The following is a 20,858-nucleotide window of genomic DNA, read 5'->3' as shown; positions in this document are numbered from 1 at the left end:
GCTTCTGACCGACCCCGGTCGTGCGCCCTCACGAGGAGTTGGGCGAGGTGTCCTCGTCGTAGACCAGCACCCGTGCCTCGGGCACCAACCGTGCCTCCGGGCTGGGGCGGTGGGGCCGCAGTGAGCCGTCGGGCATGAGGTGACGCACGTCGACACGGCACACCAGCACGAGAAAGTCGGCGATCAGCTTGCGGTGGCAGCGCCACCACACCGACTCCGCACACATCACCGCCGTGACCCCGCCGCCATCGGCGACCAACTCGTCGATGGCGGTGCGGAACTCCGGTGTCCGCATGTGTCCGGCGTAGCCACGGAAGGACTCGTTGCGCAGGGCGACGTCCGGGGAGTCCGGCCGAAGGCGTCGCCAGCCGCCCAGCCGCTCGTCCCAGCGGTAGTCGATGCCGGCCTGCGGCAGCCAGTGGGACATCGCCGTCCGCGCCGCGTCGGGATTGCGGCGACTGCCGGGGGCGGTGCGTACGTCGACCAGGCGCCGCACCCCGGCGTCCCGCAGCCGCCGGGTCATCGTCTCGGCGTCGGCGGTGCCGTGGCCGAACGTCACCACACGCGGTCCCGACTCGGTCCCGTCGACATCGTGGCCTGTGCTCCTCTGCCGCATCCAGCTCATTGTCACGCCGATGCGGGGACCACGAAAAGACCCGCACCGGCCGGGTCACTGTTCCGGGGGTTCGACTCCTGGGGGTTCCAGCCGGTCGGCGTGCCGGTGTCGACGGCGGTAACGGCGGTGCTCGGCGCGGGCGATGGAGTGGCTCGACACGGGCGAGGTGATCGCGATGAAGGCGATGGCGAGAGCGGCGAAGGTGATGATCCCGGCGTTCTCGGTGGCGATCGAGGCCGCCAGTATCGCGATCACTCCGGGCCCGGTGGCCAACCCCTGGGCGTGGAGCTGCTGGTAGGTGGTGGGCAGTCGCAGCACCCCGTACAGGCTGATCGTGTGCAGGGTGAGGCCGAGCAGCAGGAGCGCGGCGCCGAGGACGTCGAGCACGACCGAGATCATCCGAAGGGGCCTCCGGAACCGAGATACCGCGCCGTCGCGACGGTGGAGACGAAGGACAGCAGGGACAGCGCGACCGCGGCGTCGAAGTAGTACGGCGCGTCCCTGAGATACGACAGCAACGCCAGCAGTGAGATGACGAGGACCGCGAGCATGTCCAGCGCGACGAGGCCGCGGATGGCGTCGCGGGCCCGGATCAGCACGAGCCCACCGCCCACGAGCAGCAGTGTCATCCAGATCAGCGCGGGAACGAGAACGGCGGCAGGCACGGTGATCACGGAAAGACCCGGCGTTGCCGCCGCTCGTAGCTGTCCAGCTCGGTGGCCCGCACGGCGTCCGGGTCGCGGGAGTCGAGCACGTGTAGCAGCATCTGACCCCGCTGCTCGTCGATGTCGACGACGACGGTGTCAGGGGAGATACCGACCCGGATCCCCCAGGCCGTGGCCGAACTCGTCGAGCTCCGGCCGATCGGGATGGTGACCACCCCGGGCCTGTAATCCGCCGGGGTGCGCAGGCAGTAACGCGCCACGGTCCAACTGCCGCGTCCGATGTCGACGAGCGTGCCACCGAGCAGAGCCGGGACACCGGCGAGTCGCTGCGGTGCCGAGCCTGCCGGTCGCAAGCCTTCGGGCGGCGGCAGCGGACGGACGAACCGTGCACTCACGACGAGCAGTGCCGCGAGAACCAACCCGACGGCGACGTCACCGAGCTGGGCCTGTCCCAGTACCAACAGGTAGACCGCCGTGAGTGCGGCGATCTTCGCGAGTGCGCGGACCATCTGGGTTCACCTCCGGATCAGGGCTTCGGCGGCTCTGCCGCTGAGTGCCAGTAAGGGCTCCGGCCACAACCCGGCGCCCAGGACGACGAATGCCAGGACGAGCATCAACGTTCGTAACGGCAGCGGACTGGCCTCGTGCCAGGCTTCTCCGATGGCCGACTCCCCGACCGGTCCGCTCCTGTGCCAGAAGACGTGCTGGTACACCTGGAACAGGTAGACCAGCGACAGGGCGCTCCCGACGAACAACAGGACCACGAGGGCGGTGCTGCTCGCGGCGATCGCCGTCCGGAACATCTCCAGTTTCCCGACGAAGCCCGCCGCGGGAGGCACACCGGCGACGCTGAACGCCCCGATCGCGAAGGCGGCGGCGACCAGCTTGCCCCGCAGGCCGGCGCTCAGAAACAGCAGTGTCTTGTTCAACCCGTTGACCACGCTGTAGAGCACCGCGGCCGTCAGGCCCACCGCTCCGCCGACTCCGATGGCGACCAGGACGTAGCCGATCTGCCCGATCGTGGAGTAGGCCAGCATCTCGGCGGGATCACCGCGGGACACCGCCAGCAGGGCGCCGTAGACGATCGAGGCGGCTCCGAGCACGATCACCACGATCGCGGCCGATTCCAACTGCGACTCGAACATTCCCACGCCGAACCGGAGCAGGCCGTACGAGCCGATGTTGGCGACGGCGCCGCTGAGGATGGCGGCCACGGCGGGACGTGTGCCGGCGTAGACGGTCGGAAGCCAGAAGTGAAAGGGGAACAGTCCCACCTTGACGCTGAACGCCACGAAGAAGCCCAGCGCGATGAGCAACACCGCGTTGGCGGGCACCTCTTCCATCCGGGCGGCCACATCGCTCATCAACAGTGTCCCGGTCACCCGGTAGGTACCGGCCACGGACAGCAGGAAGAGGAACGAACCCAACAGGTTGACCGCGGTGAAGACCAGTGCCGCCCGCAACTGCCTGGTGCGGCCCCCGTAGGCGGTCAGCACGTAGGACACGATCATCGACAACTCGAAGAAGACGTAGAAGTTGAACACGTCGTGGGTGAGGAACAGGCCGCTCAACCCGGTGGCGAGCAACACCACCAGGCCCGGAAACGTCCGGAGCCGGACACCGTTTATGGCTTCGGCGGTGGCTGCGACCAGCAACACGAACACCGACAGCAGAGCGAACGTGACACCCATCGCGTCGGCGCGCAGCACGATTCCCACACCCGCGGGCCAGCCGCCCGTCACCACCTGCGTGGTGCCGGTGGTGAAGACGTCGACCGCGAGCACGGTGAGTGCGGCCAGGTCGGCGGCGAGGGCGCCGACAGCGAGCCAGGCGACTGCCGGTCGCCGCCCGTCGAGCCCGACCAACACGACGCCCGCGACCCAGGGCAACGCCAGCGCTACCGTCACCGCCGTCACGTCGCCTCGTCACGATCGAGCTGTCGTTGGTCGGCCAGTGCCTGCTCGTACTCCGCCTCGCTCGTGGTCAGTTCGTCGCGACGGGCACTGCGGAACACCGTGGTGACCCGGCTGACCAGCGCGAGCAGCAGCGCCACAGTGGCCAGTCCGATGACCAGCGCTGTCAGTGCCAGCGCCTGGGGGAGCGGGTCGGCGACCGGCTCGTCGATCGGGGCGATCGGTGCCTTGCCCTGGAACAGACCGGAGCCGATGATCATCAACACGGCACTCTGCGAGATCAGCATGATCCCGGCGGTCACCCGGACGAGTTCGTGTTGCAGTAGCAGGTAGGCGCCGCTGCCGAACAGCAGTGAGGACGTGAAGGCGATCGCGAGGTTCACCGGACCTCCTCGTCCTTGAGCAGCTCCGCATTGGCGAGGAGGTGCAGCATCGTCGTCAACACACCCACCACCAGCAGCAGGATCGCCACGTCGTAGGCCAGCGGGGTGAACAGTTCCAACGTGCCCACGGTGGTCACGGACTCGCCGGGCCCGGGCCGGTGGCTCAACGGCGGTTCGCCGAGTGCCAGCGGGAAGAACGCCGTGGCCAGTGCCAGCAGCAGCCCGCCGAGCACCAGGGCCGGGCTGAAGCGCAACAACGGCAGGGCCCGTTCGGCGGCCGACGTTCCCAGCGCCACGTACTGCAGCGCGATCGTCAGAGCAATGATCATGCCGGCGCTGAAACCGTCCCCGACCTCGGCATACCCCTTGGCGACCAGTGCTACCGCGACGACGACGCTCGGGGTGAGCAGGAGCCGGGCCACTCCCCGGACGATGACATCGGGATGCCTCACCACAATCGCCCCCGACGCAGCAGGCTCGCCACCCCGACGCCCGCGATCACCAGGACGGTGATCTCCCCGAGCGTGTCCAGCCCACGGAAGTCGGCGACGATCACGGTGACGGTGTCCTTGCCGTGGGCCACGGGCGTGAGGGCGAGGAGGTCGGTCGCCACGTACGGCGCTCGGGCGGGGTGGGACAGGGCGCTCCACAGGGCGACGAACATGCCGAGGCCCGCAGCGGACCCGGCGACCAGATTCCGCAGGTTCTGCCGCGCCGGGTCGATGTGTTCCCGGTCGGGAGCGGAGGGAGGACCACCTCGGCTCTCCCTCCGGTGCCGGGGTAGCCGGGCCAGTGCCACGAGGAACACCAACGTGATCATGGTTTCGACCGTGACGGCCACCAGCGCGACGTCCGGTTCGCTGAAGAACGCGTAGACGGCGGCCAACGCGAACCCCACCACCGCGAGTGTGAGAACCAGGGGCAGCCGGGCCCGGGACCGGGCGACCGCCACCGTCGCGATGGCCACCAGCGCCAACAAGGCCACGATCAGCCAGTCACCACCGGACACCGTGCCGACGACGTAGGCCCGCTGCCTCGGGGTGGTGAGGAAGGCCAGACCGACCAGCAGCGCGGCGGGCACGAGGACCACCGCGATGCTGTTGCGCAGGGTACGGACCTCCCGGTCGTGGACGAGGTTGGAGAGCGTGGACAGTCCCCGCAGCGACCCCGCATAGCTCCGGCGGGGGCCCCACCGCTCTCCGACCGCGGCCAGCCACTGCGACACGCGGGCTGAGGTCCGCCGCCCCACGAGTAGCAGCCCGCCCAGTGCCCACGCGGACAGCGCCATCAGGTTCTCCGGCCGGGCGTCCAGGTGGTAGGCGGGCGACAGGTGCACTCCGCCGACGTTGCTGACGTTGCCCGCGGCCTCGGCCAGCCCGGCGAACGGTTGAACCACCAGCCCCGTCAGCACGGCGATGACGGCCAGCACGACGACGGGAGCGACGAGCAGCGGAGAGGCTCTGACCCCACCGGCCCCACCGGGCACACCGGTGTCGGCGTCGCCCACGCGTTCCCGGCCGAGGAACAGCTTCCCCCAGAAGCGTCCGATGTAGGCGAAGGTCAGAGTTGCCGCCAGCAGTGCCACCACGGTCTCCCACGGGCCCGCCTCCAGTGCGGCCTTGAAGAAGAGTTCGTCCTTGAAGAATCCCGAGGTGAGCGGCAAGGCCGCCAGGGTCGCCGCCGCCACTCCGGAGGCGACCGCCAGCACCGGCATGCGGCGCCGGAGTCCACCCAGCCGGGACAGCTGGTCTTCCCCGGTTGCCGTCGTCACCGCCCCGGCCGTCATGAACAGGGCGCTCTTGGCGACCCCGTGGACCAGGACGTAGAACGCCGCCGCGCCGTTGCCCGCGGGCCCTCCGATCCCGTACATCAGCACCATGTAGCCGTACTGGGAGATCGTGGAGTAGGCGAGAACCTGTTTGAGCCGGTCCTGCCCCAGGGCGAGCACCCCGCCGATGACGATCGACACCGTGCCCACCACCAGCAGCAAGGTGAGGACGGCGTCGCTCAAGGCGAGCAACGGATGGACCCGGCCGAGCACGAGGACACCGGCCGCCACCATCGCCGCCGAGTGGAGGTAGGCCGACACCGGGGTGGGGGCGGTCATGGCCCGTGGCAACCAGAAGTGGAGGGGCACCTGCGCGCTCTTGGCCAGGGCGGCCACGGCCAGTAGCGCGGCCGCGGCGGTGGTGGTCGGTTCGCTTTCCGCCAGCCGAACCAGTTCGGGGATCGAGAAGGTGCCGTAGCGGCCGTAGAACAGGACCGCGGCGATGAGCATCGCGACGGCGCTGGCCACGGTGATGATGAGAGAGGCGATCGCGGCGGTACGGGCGTCGCGCTGTTCCCGGTCGAACCCGATGAGGAAGTACGAGCAGATGGCGGTGAGGTCGAAGAAGACGAACAGCAGCACGAGATCCTGTGCCAGTGCCAGTCCGGCCATCGACGCGGCGAACAGCACCATCCACGGCCAGAAGCGCCATCTTTCGGAGAGCGGACGTTCCTCGTGTTCCAGGTGCAGCTTCAGGTAGCGACTGCCGTAGGCGAACACCAGCGCACCGACACCGGTGGCCAGCAGCGCGTACAGCGCACCAAGCCCGTCGAGCGAGAAACTCAGCCGCAGGTCGAGGCTCGGCGCCCAGGGCAGGGACACCGAGAAACCACCGGCCGACCACGCGAGCAGGAACAGCCCGAACCCGACCGCCACGACGGCGCACGAAGCCCACCCCAGCCAGTCTGTCGCCGGGGCGCGACGACGGGAGCCGTCGGGTGGCTCCCGAACTTCGGCGCCATGGGCAGCAGACACCTCGCTCCTCCATCAGCGGCCCCGCAGCCGCGACCTCGCAGGGTGATCGGTCACGCGCCTCAATCCTCACAACGGCCCGCCGCGGTCGCGACTCGATCACCCCGAGTGTGTGCGCGTTCGGGTCATGCGGGCAGGGGCTCGATGATGTCCACAGAAGGCGTGTGGTCGGCTGCTCGGTTCCGATGGGGCAGGCGTATCGCCCACAGTGGTGGGTGAGCCTTTCGGCGTGTCCGCATTCTGCGTACGGGTATTGTTACTTCAGCTCCTGCCCGTCTTGCCAGCGGGCGGGCGACGATGAGTCGCTGGATCTGTCATGTGCCTTCGAAGACGTCTTCACCTGGCCGCCAGATCATCCATTCAGTGCTGTCACACGCTGGATCGTGGATGCGCAGTTGTGCGATCTCGGGACCGACGAGTTCTCCCGGATCCGGGTTGACGGTGATCGATCCCAAGGGGAAACGGATCACCAGGCCTGCTCGTGGGCTCTCTTCCGTGCTCTCGACCTTGTGTCCGATGAAGGCGCAGAGTGCGTCCCGATATCCAGGGTCTTCGAGACGCCGCGGTGTTGACTCGATCGTGACGACCGGCCACACATAGCTTGTGAAGGCCAAACCGTCGAAGTCGAGTCGCAGGTAATCCGCCACGAAGATGACAGCCGACAGTGTCTCGCCGCTGAGCTTCGAGAAAAGCGTCTCCACCAAGGCATCTTGTCACGGCAGCTCGCAGGTCCATTGCAGTGAAGGTCCGCCCTTGGTGGTGTGTCGTAGCGCAGGTGTGGGACCGGCCCGATGACGGGCCCGACGACGACGCCCAAGGCGGTTCGGTCCGGCTGCCCGAGGAGCTTTCTCCGCTTGGGATCAGGCCGGTCCTGAAACGACAGCACGTCTGACCTGTATCGCACCTTTTCTGACAGGTTCCTGTGCTGACCCCGATTGACCACCCGTAATGGCGATCGCGTCGAGCCACCGCTTGCGGACCGGGCCAGCGCCGGCAGCGACCCAAGGGGTGTCGATCACCCGGTGCGCCGCGGAATGCGACACTCCGAACAGCGGTCCAAGCTGACGCATCGTCAGGTTCGTCCGCCAACAGGTCGCGACCAGCAGTACACGATCGGCCAGCCAAGCCGCCACTGACGACCAGGTCGGCCGTCGGCGGTCTCGTCACCACCAGACCCACACCGGATTACGAGACATCCTTCAGGTGGCGTCTTCAGACTCCCGTCCGCGCTTTCCCCTTCGGGCGCACGGCGTCGAGCAGGAGGTCGAGCAGGCGGTCGGTCCGCTCTTGGGAGGCGCCGTCGATGATGGCGGCGAATACGCCGATGAGCAGGGTGGTGATGTCGTCGGGGTCGATGTCCGTGCGGAGGGTGCCTGTGGCGGCGCCTCGATCGAGGATCGTGGCGATGGGGGCGGTGACGCGCTCGCGTGAGGGGGCGGCAATGCGCCCGGAGGCGAAGGCGGTGCGCAGCGTGTCCATCATTCCGCGCTTGGTGGCGACGAAGGTGGCGTAGCGGCCGATCCAGGCGCGTAGGGCGATGTCGGCGGGGTGCTGGTCGAGCAGGTCGGGGACGCTGGCGGTGACGGCGTCGAGTTCGCTGGCGTAGACGGCGTCGACGAGGTCTTCGCGCGTGGGGAAGTGCCGATAGAGGGTGCCGATGCCGACGCCGGCCTGGCGGGCGATGCCTTCCAAGGAGACCGGGCCCTCCGCTTGGGCAAAAGCGGCCTGGGCGACGGCGATGAGCTTGTCGCGGTTGCGCCGCGCATCACGGCGGACCGGCCGGCCGATCGGTCCAGCCGAGTCCGAGTTCTGGGAGTGGGACGACGAAGACAAAGCGGAGGGCCCTCCGGTAGTGCTACGGTAAACGTATACGGAGGCTCCTCCGTATACGCCCAGTCTCTCACGAGAGCAGGTAGCCATGACTTCCGAAACCACCCACGTTCCTCACCTCGGAGGGACTGGCGAGCTGGCCGGTCGCACCGTGGCGCGCATCGGCTACGGTGCGATGCAGTTGGAACGCCTGCGCGACGACCGATCCGCCGCCGTCGCTCTGCTGCGCCACGCCATCGACCTCGGCGTCGACCACGTGGACACCGCCGAGTTCTACGGCAACGGCTTCGTCAACAGCGTGATCCGCGACGCGCTGCGCCCTGAGGACGACGTTTCGATCGTCAGCAAGGTCGGCGCCGTCTCCGACCCCGGCGGCCCGTTCCCCATGCGGGTAGCCCAGCGCCCCGAAGAACTGCGCGCCGGCGTCGAGGCCAACCTCGCCACACTCGGCGTCGAGCGGATCCCGGTGGTCAACCTGCGCCGCATGGACGTCGGGTTCACCCCGCCCATCCCTGACGACCAGGTCATCGACCTCGACGACCAGCTCGCGGTGATGACCGCGCTGCGTGACGAGGGCAAGATCGGCGCGATCGGCCTGAGCAACGTGTCCCTGGACGTTCTGCGCCGGGCCCTACCGGCGGGCATCGTGTGCGTGCAGAACGCCTACAGCCTCGTGGCCCGTGAGGACGAGGAGCTGCTCAAGCTTTGCGCCGCCGAGCAGCTCGCCTGGGTGCCGTTCTTCCCTCTCGGCGGCGCGTTGCCGTGGATGCCGAAGGTGACCGACGAGCCCGCCGTGATCGCCGCCGCCGAACGCCTGGGATGCACCCCGGCCCAGGTCGGCCTGGCCTGGCTGCTGCACCACAGCCCCCAGACCCTCCTCATCCCGGGCACCGCCACCACCAGCCATCTTGAAGCCAACCTCGCGGTGGGCGCGATCACCCTCGACGGAGAGACCCTCGCCGCGCTCGACGCTGTCCCCACCCGCCCGGCCACCCTTCCGCACCACTGACCAGCTGCCCGCTCACGCCCACATCAGGAGTGACGGCGGCTACGACAGGACCGGGCGGTCCTGTCGTAGCGGGTGGCGATGCCACGCCAGGTGCTTCAGCCGGTTGAAGCACCTTTCCATGACGTTGCGGCGCTTGTAGACCTCGCGATCGAAGGCCGGCGGGCGGCCCCTTGGCTGCCTCGCCGGGCCCGGGTGCGGGCCTGGTCGGCCCGCTCAGGAACCGGGTGCGCGATACCGCGGCGTCGGAGCGGGTGTCGGAGGTTCGAATCCTCCCGGGGCACGCAGAACACGGGCAACGTCAACAGTCGAGCGGCTGGTACTCGAAGACACCTGGTGGGTGTGAGTACCAGCCGTTCTCGCTGTGCCACCGTCGACTTCCTGAACACCGGCCGCCCACCGGACCAGGACACCAACCGCACTGACGTCACACGGGCGCTGACATGTCCCCCGTGGGAGCTACTCGGATCGTCCGCTCGCTGGTGATTCGCCGACGTCGGTGCGCTTCTAGCGTTTCCAGCGGGTCGCCCAACCGTGCGGCCGTGGTCAACTGGAGGTCACCATGCACACGATGTCGGTCGCGCGTACGGACCAGCAGCCTGGGCGAGCGGGCCGCGTCTTGCGGTTTCCGCTCGTCTGGATGCTGGTCGGGATAGTCGGTGTCGGCGGGGTGGCGGCGCTGTCCTCGGGTGGGTCGCCGGTGCTGGCGGTCGTGGGCGCGGTTGCCGCGGTTGCCGTCTACTGGGTGGTCATGCGCTACGTCGCGCGGCGGAGCACGCCGGAGATCGCGAGGGCACGGGCCGGGATCCAGGCGTTGCTCGGCATCGGGCTCGGCGTCGTGTTCATCACCACCTCGATGCTCATGGTGATCAGCGAGTTCTCGTTCACCAGGGCGTCCGGGAGTGTCATGGCGACCGTGGCGAGCATCGCTGCGGTGCAGCTCGGTGCGGCGGTGACCGAGGAACTGCTCTTCCGCGGCCTGCTGTTGCAGGGGCTGGAACGGATGTGTGGCAGTTGGGCGGCGCTGGCGATCAGCGCGGTGCTGTTCGGTGCCATCCACCTGGCCAACCCCGGCGCCACGTTGTGGACCGGGTTCGCGATCGCCGTCGAGGCCGGTGTCCTGATGGGCGCCACGTTCCTGTGGCTGCGCAGCATCTGGGCGGTCGTGGGCCTGCACTTCGCCTGGAACACCATCGAAGGGCTGCTCGGCGTCCCGGTCTCGGGTCACGCGTCGCCGGGTTTGCTGATCACCGAACCGACGGGCCCGGAGTTGCTGACCGGCGGCCAGTTCGGCTTCGAGGGGTCGATCGTTCCCGTCGTCGTGAGCCTGCTGCTCGCCCTGCCCATGCTCATCGCCGCTCACAAGCGCGGCAACCTCGTGCCCATGCGGCGGCGCTAAACTCGCCGAATGCTTGCCAGCGCGGCATCCCGCCTCAGCGCCGCACTCAACAGGTGGCGAGACCTTCCATCGTCTGTAAAGGACAGTGTGTTGGCGGCGGTGGTGACCGTGCTGGCATTCACGCCGACCGTCGCCCACATCGGGCCGGAGATCGGCGATCTGCCCCGACGCGATCCGGGCGGAATCGGCGCGGTGGTCGGTGCGGCGCTGACGCTGGCGATGTGCCTGCCGCTCGCGGTACGCAGCCGGATGCCTGCCGTGTGCCTGTCGGTCGTCGGTACCGCGTTCGCGATCGGTCAGGTGCTGAGCTACCCGGACACGTTCGGCAAGGTGGGGATTCTCCTCGCGTTGTACGCCGCAGGCGCGCACCTGGTGCGGTTCCGTCGAGGGCTTGCCGCAGTGCTGACCGCGGGTTATGCGGTGCTCACCGTGGCACTGCACAACCTTGGCTCACCGCAACGGTTTCCGGATTTTGTCGCGTTCTATCTCGTGTTGGTGGTGATCTGGTTGGCCGGCACCGGCATGCGTCGATGGCGCTCGGAAGAGGCTGAACGTAGACGGCTGGCGGCCGAGGTGGCCGCGGCCACCGAGCGGGCACGCATCGCTCGGGACCTGCACGACGTGGTCACCCATCACGTGACCGCGATGGTGGTCCAGGCCGACGCGGCGCAGTTCCTGCTCGACTCCGCGCCGGAACGAACCGGGACAGGCCTGCGTGCCATCAGTGACACCGGACGCCGGGCGTTGACGGAGCTGCGGACCCTGCTCGGCATTCTCGAGGCGACCGGCGAGGCCGGGACCGCGGACCGGACGCCGGCCATGGGAAAGGTCGCTGATCTGGTTGAACGGGCCCGGCTGTCCGGCCAGCCCGTCGAGTGGACCGAGCAGGGCGAGCAACTACCGCGGTCCGTCGACGTGGAGCTGGCCACCTACCGCGTGGTACAAGAGGCGCTCACCAACGCGCTCAAACACGCGACCGGAAACCCGACCAAGGTCATGGTCCGACACGGTAAGGACCACATCGAGGTCGAGGTGATCACCCTCGGTCCCGTGGTCGGCGACACGGCCACACCATCCGGTGGCCGAGGCCTGACAGGACTTCGGGAACGGGTGCGGATGCTCGGCGGGGACCTGGTTTCCGGTGGCCTGCCCGACGACGGCGGCTTCCGCGTCTGGGCCGTGATTCCAGGGAGCCCCACATGACCGAGCCGATCCGGGTGCTGATCTGCGAGGACCAGGAACTGGTGCGCACCGGCTACGTCACCATCTTCTCCGCGCAGCCCGACATCGTGGTCGTCGGTGAGGCGGCCGACGGGCGCGCGGCGGTGGAGGCCGCGCGGCGGTTGCGCCCCGACGTGATCGTGATGGACGTCCGTATGCCCGTTCTGGACGGCATCGAGGCGACCCGCCAGCTGACCGGTCCCGGCGTCGAGGTACCAGTGAAGGTGCTGGTCGTCACCACGTTCAACGTCGACGAGTACGTGTACGAGGCACTTCGCGCCGGCGCCAGCGGGTTCCTCCTCAAGGACACGCCGCCGGCGCAGCTGGTCGACGGCGTCCGCACGATCGCCCGCGGCGACTCCCTGCTGGACCCCGCGGTCACCCGAAACCTGATCGGCCACTTCGCCGAACGGCTCCGCCCCGCCGACACCTCCCGCCCGGCACGAGACGCCGTCGTGCGGGCACTGGCACCCCGCGAGCTGGAAGTGCTCGAACACCTCGCTGCCGGCCTGTCCAACGCCGAAATCGCCGCGGAACTGGTCATCTCCTCCGAGACGGTGAAGACCTATGTGTCCCGAATCCTCACCAAACTCGACCTGCGGGACCGCGTACAAGCAGTCGTCCTCGCCTACCGGGTCGGCCTGGTATCCAACACGGACTGACACCCGCCACTTCTCAGACACACACGGACCGGTCACGAGACGGTCGAACCTCGATGAAGCCCGTTTCGACGCGGGGGAGCTCCTGATCAAGGAGAGCGGAATCGGCTGGCCACCACAAGAACAGTTACGAGACACCTCTTCAGCGGCTCGAACGGTGCGGGCATCTCAGGGGATCCAATACCGAAGGTGCGTTGAGGTTTGGGAGGCTAGTGTGCCACCGCACGCTTCGATGATTCTGGCGGACGCTGTGTTGGCTGTATCGCAGGTCACCAGTACCGCGCCGACCCCGACGGTTCGAGCGACGATCAAACTCTGACGCAGGATTTCGGTTCCGTAGCCTAGCCGACGATGACCGGGGCGGACGGCGTATCCGATGTGCCCGCCCTTGTTCCGTAACTGGTCATTGAGCCGGTGCCGGATCGATGTACGGCCCACGACGACCCCGTCGACGTGGGCCAGGAGAAAAGTCGCTGGGACCTGATTCGCCGCCAGTCCGACGCCGAGTCTGATCCGTTCCAATTTCGCCAAGTACTCGCGCCAGTCCAGTTCGGGGTGCCAGCCGTGCCCGAACTCGAAACTCTCTACCGCCAGTTCCTGATATGCCGTGCGAAATACCGACTCGTCAGCAGGCATCAGCGGGCGAAGGCGCAGACCCGTACTCATGGACCGAGTTTAGGGTGGCAAGCGACCGAGCCCAACCGAGTATCAGAACGGCAACGTGCCGGAGTTCGCTCATACCTCCGCCGTCCACCGTTCTTGCCGGTTTGTCGTGTGTCCTGGGCTCGGTGTATATCGGCCTGGCCTTCAGGAGCCCACCATCACGAGGCGAGGTACTGGGCTGACCGGGAACTCCGCAAGGCCGAGGAGATCAAGCGCACCGGGGTACACGAGGGACCGGGGCGGACGGTGAAGGTCTGAGCGAGAGAACCGCCCGTCACCGCGGAAAGCACAGTGGGCGGGCGGTTCTCGCTTCACGACCTACTTCAGTTCCTTGCTCGTCTTGCCCAACAGCTTGCGGGCCACGATGAGTTGCTGGATCTGTTGGGTGCCTTCGAAGATGTCCAGGATCTTCGAGTCGCGCGCCCACTTCTCCAGCAGCGACTCCTCCGTGTACCCGAAGGTGCCCGCGAGCTCGACACACTTGAGGGTGATGTCCACGACCGCGCGGCCCGCCTTGGCCTTCGCCATCGACGCCTGTAGCGAGTTCGGTTTGCGGTTGTCGGCCATCCACGCCGCTTCCAGCGTCGTCAGGTACGCCGCCTCGTAGTCGGCCTCCAGTTGCAGGAACGTCGCCGCGGCGGCGTGCTGCGCGAGCGCGGGCTTGTCGTAGTCCACCTCGATGCCGGCCTCTTCCAGGATCCGCCGGGTCTCCTCCAACGCCGCCCGCGCGACGCCGACGGCCATCGCGGCCACCAGCGGGCGGGTGTTGTCGAAGGTCTGCATGACCCCCGCGAAACCCTTCTTGGTGTCGATCTCCGGCGAGCCGAGCAGGTTCTTCGCGGGCACCCGGCAGTTGTCGAACCGCAGCACCGCCGTGTCGGACGCGCGGATGCCGAGTTTGTGCTCCAGCCGCACCACCTCGAAGCCGGGCGTGCCCTTCTCGACGACGAACGACTTGATGGCGGCGCGGCCCTTGCTCCTGTCCAGCGTCGCCCACACCACCACGGCGTCGGCGCGCTCGCCGGAGGTGACGAAGATCTTCTCCCCGTTGAGGACGTAGTCGTCGCCGTCCTTGGTGGCCGTGGTGGTGATGGCGGCCGAGTCGGAGCCGCAGCCGGGCTCGGTGATGGCCATGGCCGCCCACAGCTTGCCGAACCGTTCGAGCTGTTCGTCGTCGGCCACCGACGCGATGGCGGCGTTGCCGAGTCCCTGCCTCGGCATCGACAGCAGCAGCGCCACGTCGCCCCAGCACAGTTCGATGGTGCCGAGCACGGTGAGCAGGTTGCCGCCGTTGCGGTTGCCGGCAGTGTCCTTGCCGTCCTTGCCGTCCTTGTCGTCCTTGCGGCGCACCCCCGCCGCGCCCGCGCCGCCCTCGCCGGAGGTGTTCAGCCCGTCGAGCAGCGCGGCGAGCATGTCCAGCTCGGTGGGGTAGGAGTGCTCGGCGCGGTCGTACTTGCGCGAGATCGGCCGGAACACCTCGGTCGCGGCCTGCCTGGCCTGGTTGACCAGGGCCTTGGCCTTCTTCGGGACCTCAAGATTGATCATGCTGAGACGACCCCTTCCATGACGCCGACCGCGCGCAGGTCGCGGTACCAGCGCTCCACCGGGTGTTCCTTGACGAAGCCGTGCCCGCCGAGCAGCTGCACGCCGGTGTTGCCGATCCGCATGCCCTTGTCGGTGGCGAGCTTGCGCGCGAGCGCGACCTCACGGGCGTGCGACTTGTCCTGCTCCATGCGGGACGCCGCGCGCAGCGTCACCAGCCGCATGCCCTCCAGTTCGATGCCGATGTCGGCCACCTGGAAGGCCACGCCCTGCCGGTGGCTGACGGGCTCGCCGAACGCCTCCCGCTCGTTGACGTACGGGACGACGTAGTCGAGCACGGCCTTCGCGGTGCCGCACGCGAGCGCCGCCCACGCCAGGCGCGACGAGCGCACGACGTCGGTGAACACCTCGCGCCTCCCGCCGCCGATCAGCGCGCTCGCGGGCAGAGACACGTTGTCCAGCACGAGCTTGCCGGTGGCGGCGCCACGCAGGCCCATCGCGGGTTCGGCCTCGATCGACACCCCGCCGGTACCGGACTCGACGACGAACAGCGCCGGGCTGTGGCCCTGGGGGCCTTCCAGGTTCGCCGACACGACGAACAACTCCGCCTGCGCCGCCCTCGGCACCAGGTTCTTCACCCCGTCGAGGCGGTAGCCGTTCGGCGTGCGGCGCGCGGTGGTCCTCGGGGCGAACACGTCGAACAGCGGCGCGCTCTCCTGCAACGCCAGTGCCGCCGCCGGGACGTCCTCGCCGGTGAACGCGGGCAGGTAGGTCGACTGCTGGTGGGCGTCGCCGTGGCGGACGAGGACGTTACTCACCGCCGACGGCGCGAGCACGGCCACGGCCAGCCCCAGGTCGCCGTGGGCGAGGGCCTCCGCGACGAGCACGTTCGTGACGGCCGACCGCTCGGTGCCGACGCCACCGACCTCCTCGGGGATGCCGACCACCGTCAGTCCCAACTCCGCCGCGCGCACGAGCAGGCCGTCGGGAGGCGCGAGCTTGTCGTCGGCCTCGGCCGCGGCCGGCCGGAGCTGCTCGGCGGCGAACTCTCTGACCGTGTCGACGATCATCTGCTGCTCGTCGTCCGGCGTCAGGTCGAACAGCCCCGCCTCGGGGGCCGGAGCCAGCCGCGCGGGCTTGCCGAGCCGAGTGGTCGCCTTGAACGCCCGTTGCGCCGCGCCCGCTGCGCGGAAGCCTCCGCGCGTGGCCGTGGCCACGATCCTCTCCACGGGTTTGCGCAGTCCGGTGCGGTCGAGCAGTGGGTTTCCGGCGAGCCGGTTGAGCGCCGCGAGACCGAAGCCCATGGCGTCGCGTCGTGTCGCTTTCTGTCGGGCCACAGTGTTCCCCTCCGTGTACCTACTCGCGAGTAGGTTAACGGGTGGGGGTGGCGGTCCGCCAGTAGGGTGGGCGACTCAGTCGATGTCCAGTACCGCGTGCAGCAGCGTGGTCAGTTCCGCGACCAGGTTCGGCCGCGAGGCCACCCGGCGAGTCCGCGTGAGGTCGTTGGCGATGGTCAGCGCCGCATGGACGATGATCTTCGCTTCGCGGGTGTCCAGTTCGGGACGCACGGCCTCCAGCAGCCGCACCCACTGCGCCACGTAGTCGCGCTGGATCCGCAGCAGCTCCGGCCTGTCCTTCTCGTCGATGTGCACGTGATCCACAGAGAACGCCACGAGCAGCTCGGGCGGGCCGGTCAGGGTCCGCACGTAGGAGTCGGCGAGCCTGCGCAACGCCTCCCGCTCGTCGGGCGGGGCGCTCGCTCGCAGCGCGTGGTCGGCGGCGACCATGAGCCGGTCGCCCGCGCGCCTGCCGATGGCGGCGAGCAGCGCCGCCTTGCTGGGGAAGTGCCGGTACACGCTGGGCCCGGCGATCCCGACGGCCCTGCCGATGTCCTCCATGCTGACGTCGGTGAACCCGCGCCTGCGGAACAGCTCCGCGGCCTCGGTGAGCACCTGCTCGCGCCGCGACGGCCTGCCCAGGGCCAGTGCGGGCGGCGTGACCGCAGCGGACGGCTCGGCGTCGTCGGGCTCGGGCAGGTCCACGTGCAGCACGCGCAGCGCCAGCGTGGTGAGCAGGTCGGTGAACCGGCGCTTGGGCAGTGTCGTGCGGTGGACGGACACGCTGCCGAACACCGACAGCGTCGCCCAGCACAGCAGCTCGGCGTCCTCGCCGGGAAGTTCGGGACGCTTGCGCATGAGCACCTTCGCCCACGCCGCCAGCATGGCCGTGGAGCGGCGCCGGATCTGTTGCTGGGCGTCGGCGTCGAGGTGGCGCCCCTCCCAGCGCCACAGCGCGGCGACGTCCCTGCGTTCCACCGAGCGGGCCGCGAGGCCGGTGAGCAACTCGCGGATGCGGGCGTACGACTCGGTGCGGCTCTCGTCGAGCGCGGCCTCGGTGGCGAGCTCCATGTCGCCCAGCCCCGTGAGCAGTACGTGCGCGAGGATCGCCTGCTTGTCGGCGAAGTGCCGGTAGAGGGCGGGGCCCGTCACGCCGGCCGCGGCCGCGATGTCGTTGATGCTCACACCGTGGTAGCCGCGCTGCCGGAACAGCTCGGACGCGACCGCGGCGAGCTGGGCCTTCCGGTCGCGCGGACGCCTGTTCCTGCTGTTTCCATCACCCATAACGTGAGCCCACTCTAGCGTTTGTTGTCAGGGAGACAACCCGTTGACAACCTCGAACGATGCGGGATTATGTTAGTAGCGATTAGCACCACGAACGGCAATCTGCGCCAGGAAGGACCTCAGGCGTGAGTACAGAGGCGTTCATCTACGAGGCGATCCGTACGCCTCGTGGCAAGAACAAGGGCGGTTCCCTCCACGGAACCAAGCCGATCGACCTGGTGGTCGGCCTGATCGACGAACTCAAGGCGCGGCACCCGGGCCTGGACCCCGCGCTGATCGACGACATCATCCTCGGCGTCGTCTCGCCGGTGGGTGACCAGGGCGCCGACATCGCCCGCGCGGCCGCCATCGCCGCCGGGCTGCCCGAGACGGTCGCGGGTGTGCAGCTCAACCGCTTCTGTGCCTCGGGTCTGGAAGCCGTCAACCAGGCCGCACAGAAGGTCCGCGCGGGCTGGGACGACCTCGTCATCGGCGGTGGTGTCGAGTCGATGTCGCGCGTGCCCATGGGCTCCGACGGTGGTGCGATGTTCACCGACCCCGCCACCAACTACGACTCCTACTTCGTGCCGCAGGGCATCGGTGCCGACCTGATCGCGACCACCGAGGGCTTCACGCGTGAGGACGTCGACGCCTACGCCGTGCGCTCGCAGGAGCGGGCCGAGGCCGCGTGGGCGGGCGGTTACTTCGCCAAGTCCGTGGTGCCGGTCAAGGACATCAACGGCGTGACCATCCTCGACCACGACGAGCACCGCCGCCCCGGCACCACGATGGAGGCGCTCGCCAAGCTGCGTCCCGCGTTCGCCGACCTCGGTGACTTCGCCGGGTTCGACGCCGTGGCGCTGCAGAAGTACCACTGGGTCGAGAAGATCGACCACGTGCACACCGGTGGCAACTCGTCGGGCATCGTCGACGGCGCCGGGATCGTGCTGGTGGGCAGCGAGGAGATCGGCAAGCGGATCGGCATGGAGCCGCGTGCGCGCGTCGTCGCCACCGCGGTCACCGGTTCCGACCCGACGATCATGCTGACCGGCCCGACGCCCGCCACCGAGAAGGTGCTGGCCAAGGCGGGTCTCACGGTCGACGACATCGACCTGTTCGAGCTGAACGAGGCGTTCGCCGCCGTCGTCCTCAAGTGGATGAAGGACCTGAACCTCCCGGAGGAGAAGGTCAACGTCAACGGCGGCGCCATCGCCATGGGCCACCCGCTGGGCGCGACCGGCGCGATGATCCTGGGCACGATGGTGGACGAACTGGAGCGCCGCCAGGCTCGGCGCGCGCTCGTGACGCTGTGCATCGGCGGTGGCATGGGCCTCGCCACGATCATCGAGCGCGTGTGAGGGACGAGAACAAACGATGACTGAATCCAAGACCATCCGCTGGGAGAAGGACTCCGACGGCATCGTCGTGCTGACGCTCGACGACCCGAACCAGTCGGCGAACACGATGAACGCCGACTTCCGCTCCTCGCTGCGTGTGATCGTCGATCGCCTGGAGGCGGAACAGGACTCGATCACCGGTGTGGTGCTGGCCTCGGCGAAGAAGACGTTCTTCGCGGGCGGTGACCTCAACGACCTCATCAAGGCGACGCCCGCCGACGCCGAGGCCATCACCGAGATGTCCAACGCCATGAAACAGGACCTGCGCCGCCTGGAGACCCTGGGCAAGCCCGTGGTCGCCGCCATCAACGGCGCGGCCCTCGGCGGCGGCCTGGAGATCGCGCTGGCCTGCCACCACCGCATCGCAGCGGACGTGAAGGGCGTCCAGATCGGTCTGCCCGAGGTGACCCTCGGTCTGCTGCCCGGCGGCGGTGGCATCGTGCGCACCGTTCGCCTGCTCGGCATCCAGAACGCCGTGCTCAACGTCCTGGTGCAGGGCCAGCGGCACCGGCCCGCCAAGGCGCTGGAGCTTGGCCTGGTCCACGAGCTCGTGGGCTCGGTCGACGAGCTGCTGCCCAAGGCCAAGGAGTGGATCAAGGCCAACCCCGAGGCCCAGCAGCCGTGGGACGTCAAGGGCTACAAGATCCCCGGTGGCTCGCCGTCGAACCCGAAGTTCGCCGCCAACCTGCCCGCGTTCCCCGCGACGCTGCGCAAGCAGCTCAAGGGCGCGCCGATGCCCGCTCCGCGTGCCATCCTGGCCGCGGCGGTGGAGGGCGCGCAGGTGGACGTCGACACCGCGTCTCTGATCGAGACGCGGTACTTCGTCAGCCTCGTCACCGGCCAGGTCGCGAAGAACATGACGAAGGCGTTCTTCTTCGACCTGCAGCACATCAACTCCGGTGGCTCGCGGCCCGACGGCTACGAGAAGTACCAGGCGCGTAAGGTCGGTGTGCTCGGCGCGGGCATGATGGGCGCCGGTATCGCGTACGTGTCCGCGAAGGCGGGCATCGACGTCGTCCTCAAGGACGTCTCCAAGGAGAACGCCGAGAAGGGCAAGGACTACGCCCGCAAGCTGGAGAAGAAGGCTCTGGCGCGCGGCAAGACCACCGAGGAGAAGTCCAAGGCGCTGCTCGACCGGATCGTCACCACCGGTGACGCGGCCGACCTCGAAGGCGTCGACTTCGTGATCGAGGCGGTCTTCGAGAACACCGAGCTCAAGCACAAGGTGTTCGCCGAGATCGAGAACATCGTCGAATCCGACGCGGTGCTCGGCTCCAACACCTCCACGCTGCCCATCACCGGCCTGGCCGAGGGTGTGAAGCGGCAGGAGGACTTCATCGGCATCCACTTCTTCTCGCCGGTGGACAAGATGCCGCTCGTGGAGATCATCCGCGGGGAGAAGACCTCCGACGCCACGCTGGCGAAGGTCTTCGACTACACGCTGCAGATCAAGAAGACGCCCATCGTCGTCAACGACAGCCGGGGCTTCTTCACCAGCCGGGTCATCGGCACGTTCCTCAACGAGGCCGTCGCCGCGGTCGGCGAGGGCGTGGAGCCCGCCACCATCGAGCAGGCCGGTGCGCAGGCCGGGTACCCGGCGCCGCCGCTGCAGCTGATGGACGAGCTGACGCTGACGCTGCCGCGCAAGATCCGCGCCGAGACGAAGGCCGCGGTGGAGGCGGCGGGCGGCACGTGGACGCCGCACCCGTCCGAGGCCGTCATCGACCGGATGCTCGACGAGTTCGACCGCAAGGGCCGCTCCGCCGGGGCCGGGTTCTACGAGTACGACTCCGAGGGCAAGCGGGCCGGGCTGTGGCCGGGGCTGCGGGAGGCGTGGGGCAGCGGCAGCGGTGACGTGCCGTTCAGGGACCTCCAGGAGCGGATGCTGTTCGCCGAGGCGCTGGAGACCGTCAAGTGCTTCGACGAGGGCGTGCTCAACTCGGTGCAGGACGCCAACATCGGGTCGATCTTCGGCATCGGCTTCCCGGCGTGGACCGGCGGTGTGGTGCAGTACATGAACTCCTACGAGGGCGGGCTGAAGGGCTTCGTCGCGCGGGCGCGTGAGCTCGCGCAGCGCTACGGCAGCCACTTCGAGCCGCCGGCCTCCCTGGTGGAGAGGGCCGAGAAGGGCGAGCTCTTCGAGTAGGACCGCAAGGAGCGAGCC

Annotated in this window: 20 protein-coding genes and 1 pseudogene; 6 read left to right on the top strand and 15 right to left on the bottom strand. The window is 68.8% G+C overall.

The window, feature by feature from the left end:
- Positions 1-28: 28 nt before the first annotated feature.
- From SACCYDRAFT_RS19765 to SACCYDRAFT_RS19720, 11 genes and pseudogenes are all read right to left on the bottom strand, one after another.
- On the bottom strand, positions 29-616 hold the full coding sequence (locus SACCYDRAFT_RS19765) for a DUF488 domain-containing protein (protein WP_005458873.1): 588 nt from the start codon (positions 614-616) through the stop codon (positions 29-31).
- 54 nt (positions 617-670) lie between these two features.
- On the bottom strand, positions 671-1,015 hold the full coding sequence (locus SACCYDRAFT_RS19760; protein ID WP_005458872.1) for a monovalent cation/H(+) antiporter subunit G: 345 nt from the start codon (positions 1,013-1,015) through the stop codon (positions 671-673).
- Positions 1,012-1,281 carry a monovalent cation/H+ antiporter complex subunit F gene (locus SACCYDRAFT_RS19755; RefSeq protein WP_232283710.1) on the bottom strand — a complete coding sequence of 90 codons (270 nt, stop codon included), beginning with the start codon at positions 1,279-1,281 and terminating at the stop codon, positions 1,012-1,014. The genes SACCYDRAFT_RS19760 and SACCYDRAFT_RS19755 overlap by 4 nt, the downstream gene beginning before the upstream one ends.
- Before the next feature lie 5 nt (positions 1,282-1,286).
- The gene (locus tag SACCYDRAFT_RS19750) at positions 1,287-1,790 is read right to left on the bottom strand and encodes a Na+/H+ antiporter subunit E (protein ID WP_005458867.1); all 504 of its coding nucleotides are present in this window, start codon (positions 1,788-1,790) and stop codon (positions 1,287-1,289) included.
- 6 nt (positions 1,791-1,796) lie between these two features.
- The gene (locus tag SACCYDRAFT_RS19745) at positions 1,797-3,197 is read right to left on the bottom strand and encodes a complex I subunit 5 family protein (protein ID WP_005458866.1); all 1,401 of its coding nucleotides are present in this window, start codon (positions 3,195-3,197) and stop codon (positions 1,797-1,799) included.
- Complete coding sequence (locus SACCYDRAFT_RS19740; protein WP_005458865.1) at positions 3,194-3,577, bottom strand: sodium:proton antiporter; 384 nt, start codon at positions 3,575-3,577, stop codon at positions 3,194-3,196. The genes SACCYDRAFT_RS19745 and SACCYDRAFT_RS19740 overlap by 4 nt, the downstream gene beginning before the upstream one ends.
- Positions 3,574-4,029 (bottom strand): MnhB domain-containing protein, encoded by a 456-nt coding sequence (locus SACCYDRAFT_RS19735; RefSeq protein ID WP_232283709.1) that lies wholly within the window; start codon positions 4,027-4,029, stop codon positions 3,574-3,576. The genes SACCYDRAFT_RS19740 and SACCYDRAFT_RS19735 overlap by 4 nt, the downstream gene beginning before the upstream one ends.
- On the bottom strand, positions 4,026-6,380 hold the full coding sequence (gene mbhE, locus SACCYDRAFT_RS19730; protein ID WP_005458863.1) for a hydrogen gas-evolving membrane-bound hydrogenase subunit E: 2,355 nt from the start codon (positions 6,378-6,380) through the stop codon (positions 4,026-4,028). The genes SACCYDRAFT_RS19735 and mbhE overlap by 4 nt, the downstream gene beginning before the upstream one ends.
- Before the next feature lie 311 nt (positions 6,381-6,691).
- Positions 6,692-7,078, bottom strand: coding sequence for a type 2 periplasmic-binding domain-containing protein (locus tag SACCYDRAFT_RS25555; protein WP_005458862.1), 387 nt, complete (start codon positions 7,076-7,078; stop codon positions 6,692-6,694).
- A gap of 308 nt (positions 7,079-7,386) precedes the next feature.
- Positions 7,387-7,539, bottom strand: a pseudogene (locus SACCYDRAFT_RS26465) (helix-turn-helix domain-containing protein); the annotation flags it as partial.
- Positions 7,540-7,589: 50 nt separating this feature from the next.
- Positions 7,590-8,210 carry a TetR/AcrR family transcriptional regulator gene (locus tag SACCYDRAFT_RS19720; RefSeq protein ID WP_005458861.1) on the bottom strand — a complete coding sequence of 207 codons (621 nt, stop codon included), beginning with the start codon at positions 8,208-8,210 and terminating at the stop codon, positions 7,590-7,592.
- 85 nt (positions 8,211-8,295) lie between these two features.
- Between SACCYDRAFT_RS19720 and SACCYDRAFT_RS19715 the strand changes: the two genes are divergently transcribed.
- The 4 genes from SACCYDRAFT_RS19715 to SACCYDRAFT_RS19700 all read left to right on the top strand — a co-directional run bounded on the left by SACCYDRAFT_RS19715 (position 8,296) and on the right by SACCYDRAFT_RS19700 (position 12,495).
- Positions 8,296-9,216: an aldo/keto reductase gene (locus SACCYDRAFT_RS19715; RefSeq protein WP_005458860.1), complete on the top strand. Its 921-nt coding sequence runs from the start codon at positions 8,296-8,298 to the stop codon at positions 9,214-9,216.
- Positions 9,217-9,784: 568 nt separating this feature from the next.
- A complete protein-coding gene (locus SACCYDRAFT_RS19710) occupies positions 9,785-10,612 on the top strand; it encodes a CPBP family intramembrane glutamic endopeptidase (RefSeq protein ID WP_232283708.1) in 828 nt (275 codons plus the stop codon).
- A 90-nt stretch (positions 10,613-10,702) separates the two neighbouring features.
- Positions 10,703-11,815 carry a sensor histidine kinase gene (locus SACCYDRAFT_RS19705; protein WP_005458858.1) on the top strand — a complete coding sequence of 371 codons (1,113 nt, stop codon included), beginning with the start codon at positions 10,703-10,705 and terminating at the stop codon, positions 11,813-11,815.
- Complete coding sequence (locus SACCYDRAFT_RS19700; RefSeq protein WP_005458856.1) at positions 11,812-12,495, top strand: response regulator; 684 nt, start codon at positions 11,812-11,814, stop codon at positions 12,493-12,495. The genes SACCYDRAFT_RS19705 and SACCYDRAFT_RS19700 overlap by 4 nt, the downstream gene beginning before the upstream one ends.
- Positions 12,496-12,660: 165 nt before the next feature.
- Here SACCYDRAFT_RS19700 and SACCYDRAFT_RS26060 read toward each other — a convergent pair whose 3' ends face one another.
- The 4 genes from SACCYDRAFT_RS26060 to SACCYDRAFT_RS19685 form a co-directional block, all read right to left on the bottom strand.
- The gene (locus tag SACCYDRAFT_RS26060; RefSeq protein ID WP_005458855.1) at positions 12,661-13,158 is read right to left on the bottom strand and encodes a GNAT family N-acetyltransferase; all 498 of its coding nucleotides are present in this window, start codon (positions 13,156-13,158) and stop codon (positions 12,661-12,663) included.
- Between the two features lie 315 nt (positions 13,159-13,473).
- Positions 13,474-14,700: an acyl-CoA dehydrogenase family protein gene (locus SACCYDRAFT_RS19695; protein ID WP_005458854.1), complete on the bottom strand. Its 1,227-nt coding sequence runs from the start codon at positions 14,698-14,700 to the stop codon at positions 13,474-13,476.
- Positions 14,697-16,001: an acyl-CoA dehydrogenase family protein gene (locus SACCYDRAFT_RS19690; RefSeq protein WP_408640307.1), complete on the bottom strand. Its 1,305-nt coding sequence runs from the start codon at positions 15,999-16,001 to the stop codon at positions 14,697-14,699. The genes SACCYDRAFT_RS19695 and SACCYDRAFT_RS19690 overlap by 4 nt, the downstream gene beginning before the upstream one ends.
- A 108-nt stretch (positions 16,002-16,109) precedes the next feature.
- Entirely contained in the window at positions 16,110-17,318 is a 1,209-nt protein-coding gene (locus SACCYDRAFT_RS19685; RefSeq protein ID WP_005458852.1) for a TetR/AcrR family transcriptional regulator, read from the bottom strand.
- Between the two features lie 125 nt (positions 17,319-17,443).
- Here SACCYDRAFT_RS19685 and SACCYDRAFT_RS19680 point away from each other — a divergent pair, with 125 nt between their 5' ends.
- Together SACCYDRAFT_RS19680 and SACCYDRAFT_RS19675 are read left to right on the top strand one after the other, a co-directional pair.
- Entirely contained in the window at positions 17,444-18,655 is a 1,212-nt protein-coding gene (locus SACCYDRAFT_RS19680) for an acetyl-CoA C-acetyltransferase (protein WP_005458851.1), read from the top strand.
- A gap of 16 nt (positions 18,656-18,671) precedes the next feature.
- Positions 18,672-20,840 carry a 3-hydroxyacyl-CoA dehydrogenase NAD-binding domain-containing protein gene (locus SACCYDRAFT_RS19675; RefSeq protein ID WP_005458850.1) on the top strand — a complete coding sequence of 723 codons (2,169 nt, stop codon included), beginning with the start codon at positions 18,672-18,674 and terminating at the stop codon, positions 20,838-20,840.
- Positions 20,841-20,858 lie beyond the last annotated feature (18 nt).

Source organism: Saccharomonospora cyanea NA-134 (assembly GCF_000244975.1).
Taxonomy (GTDB): domain Bacteria; phylum Actinomycetota; class Actinomycetes; order Mycobacteriales; family Pseudonocardiaceae; genus Saccharomonospora; species Saccharomonospora cyanea.
This window is presented reverse-complemented; position numbering and strand designations above follow the sequence as displayed.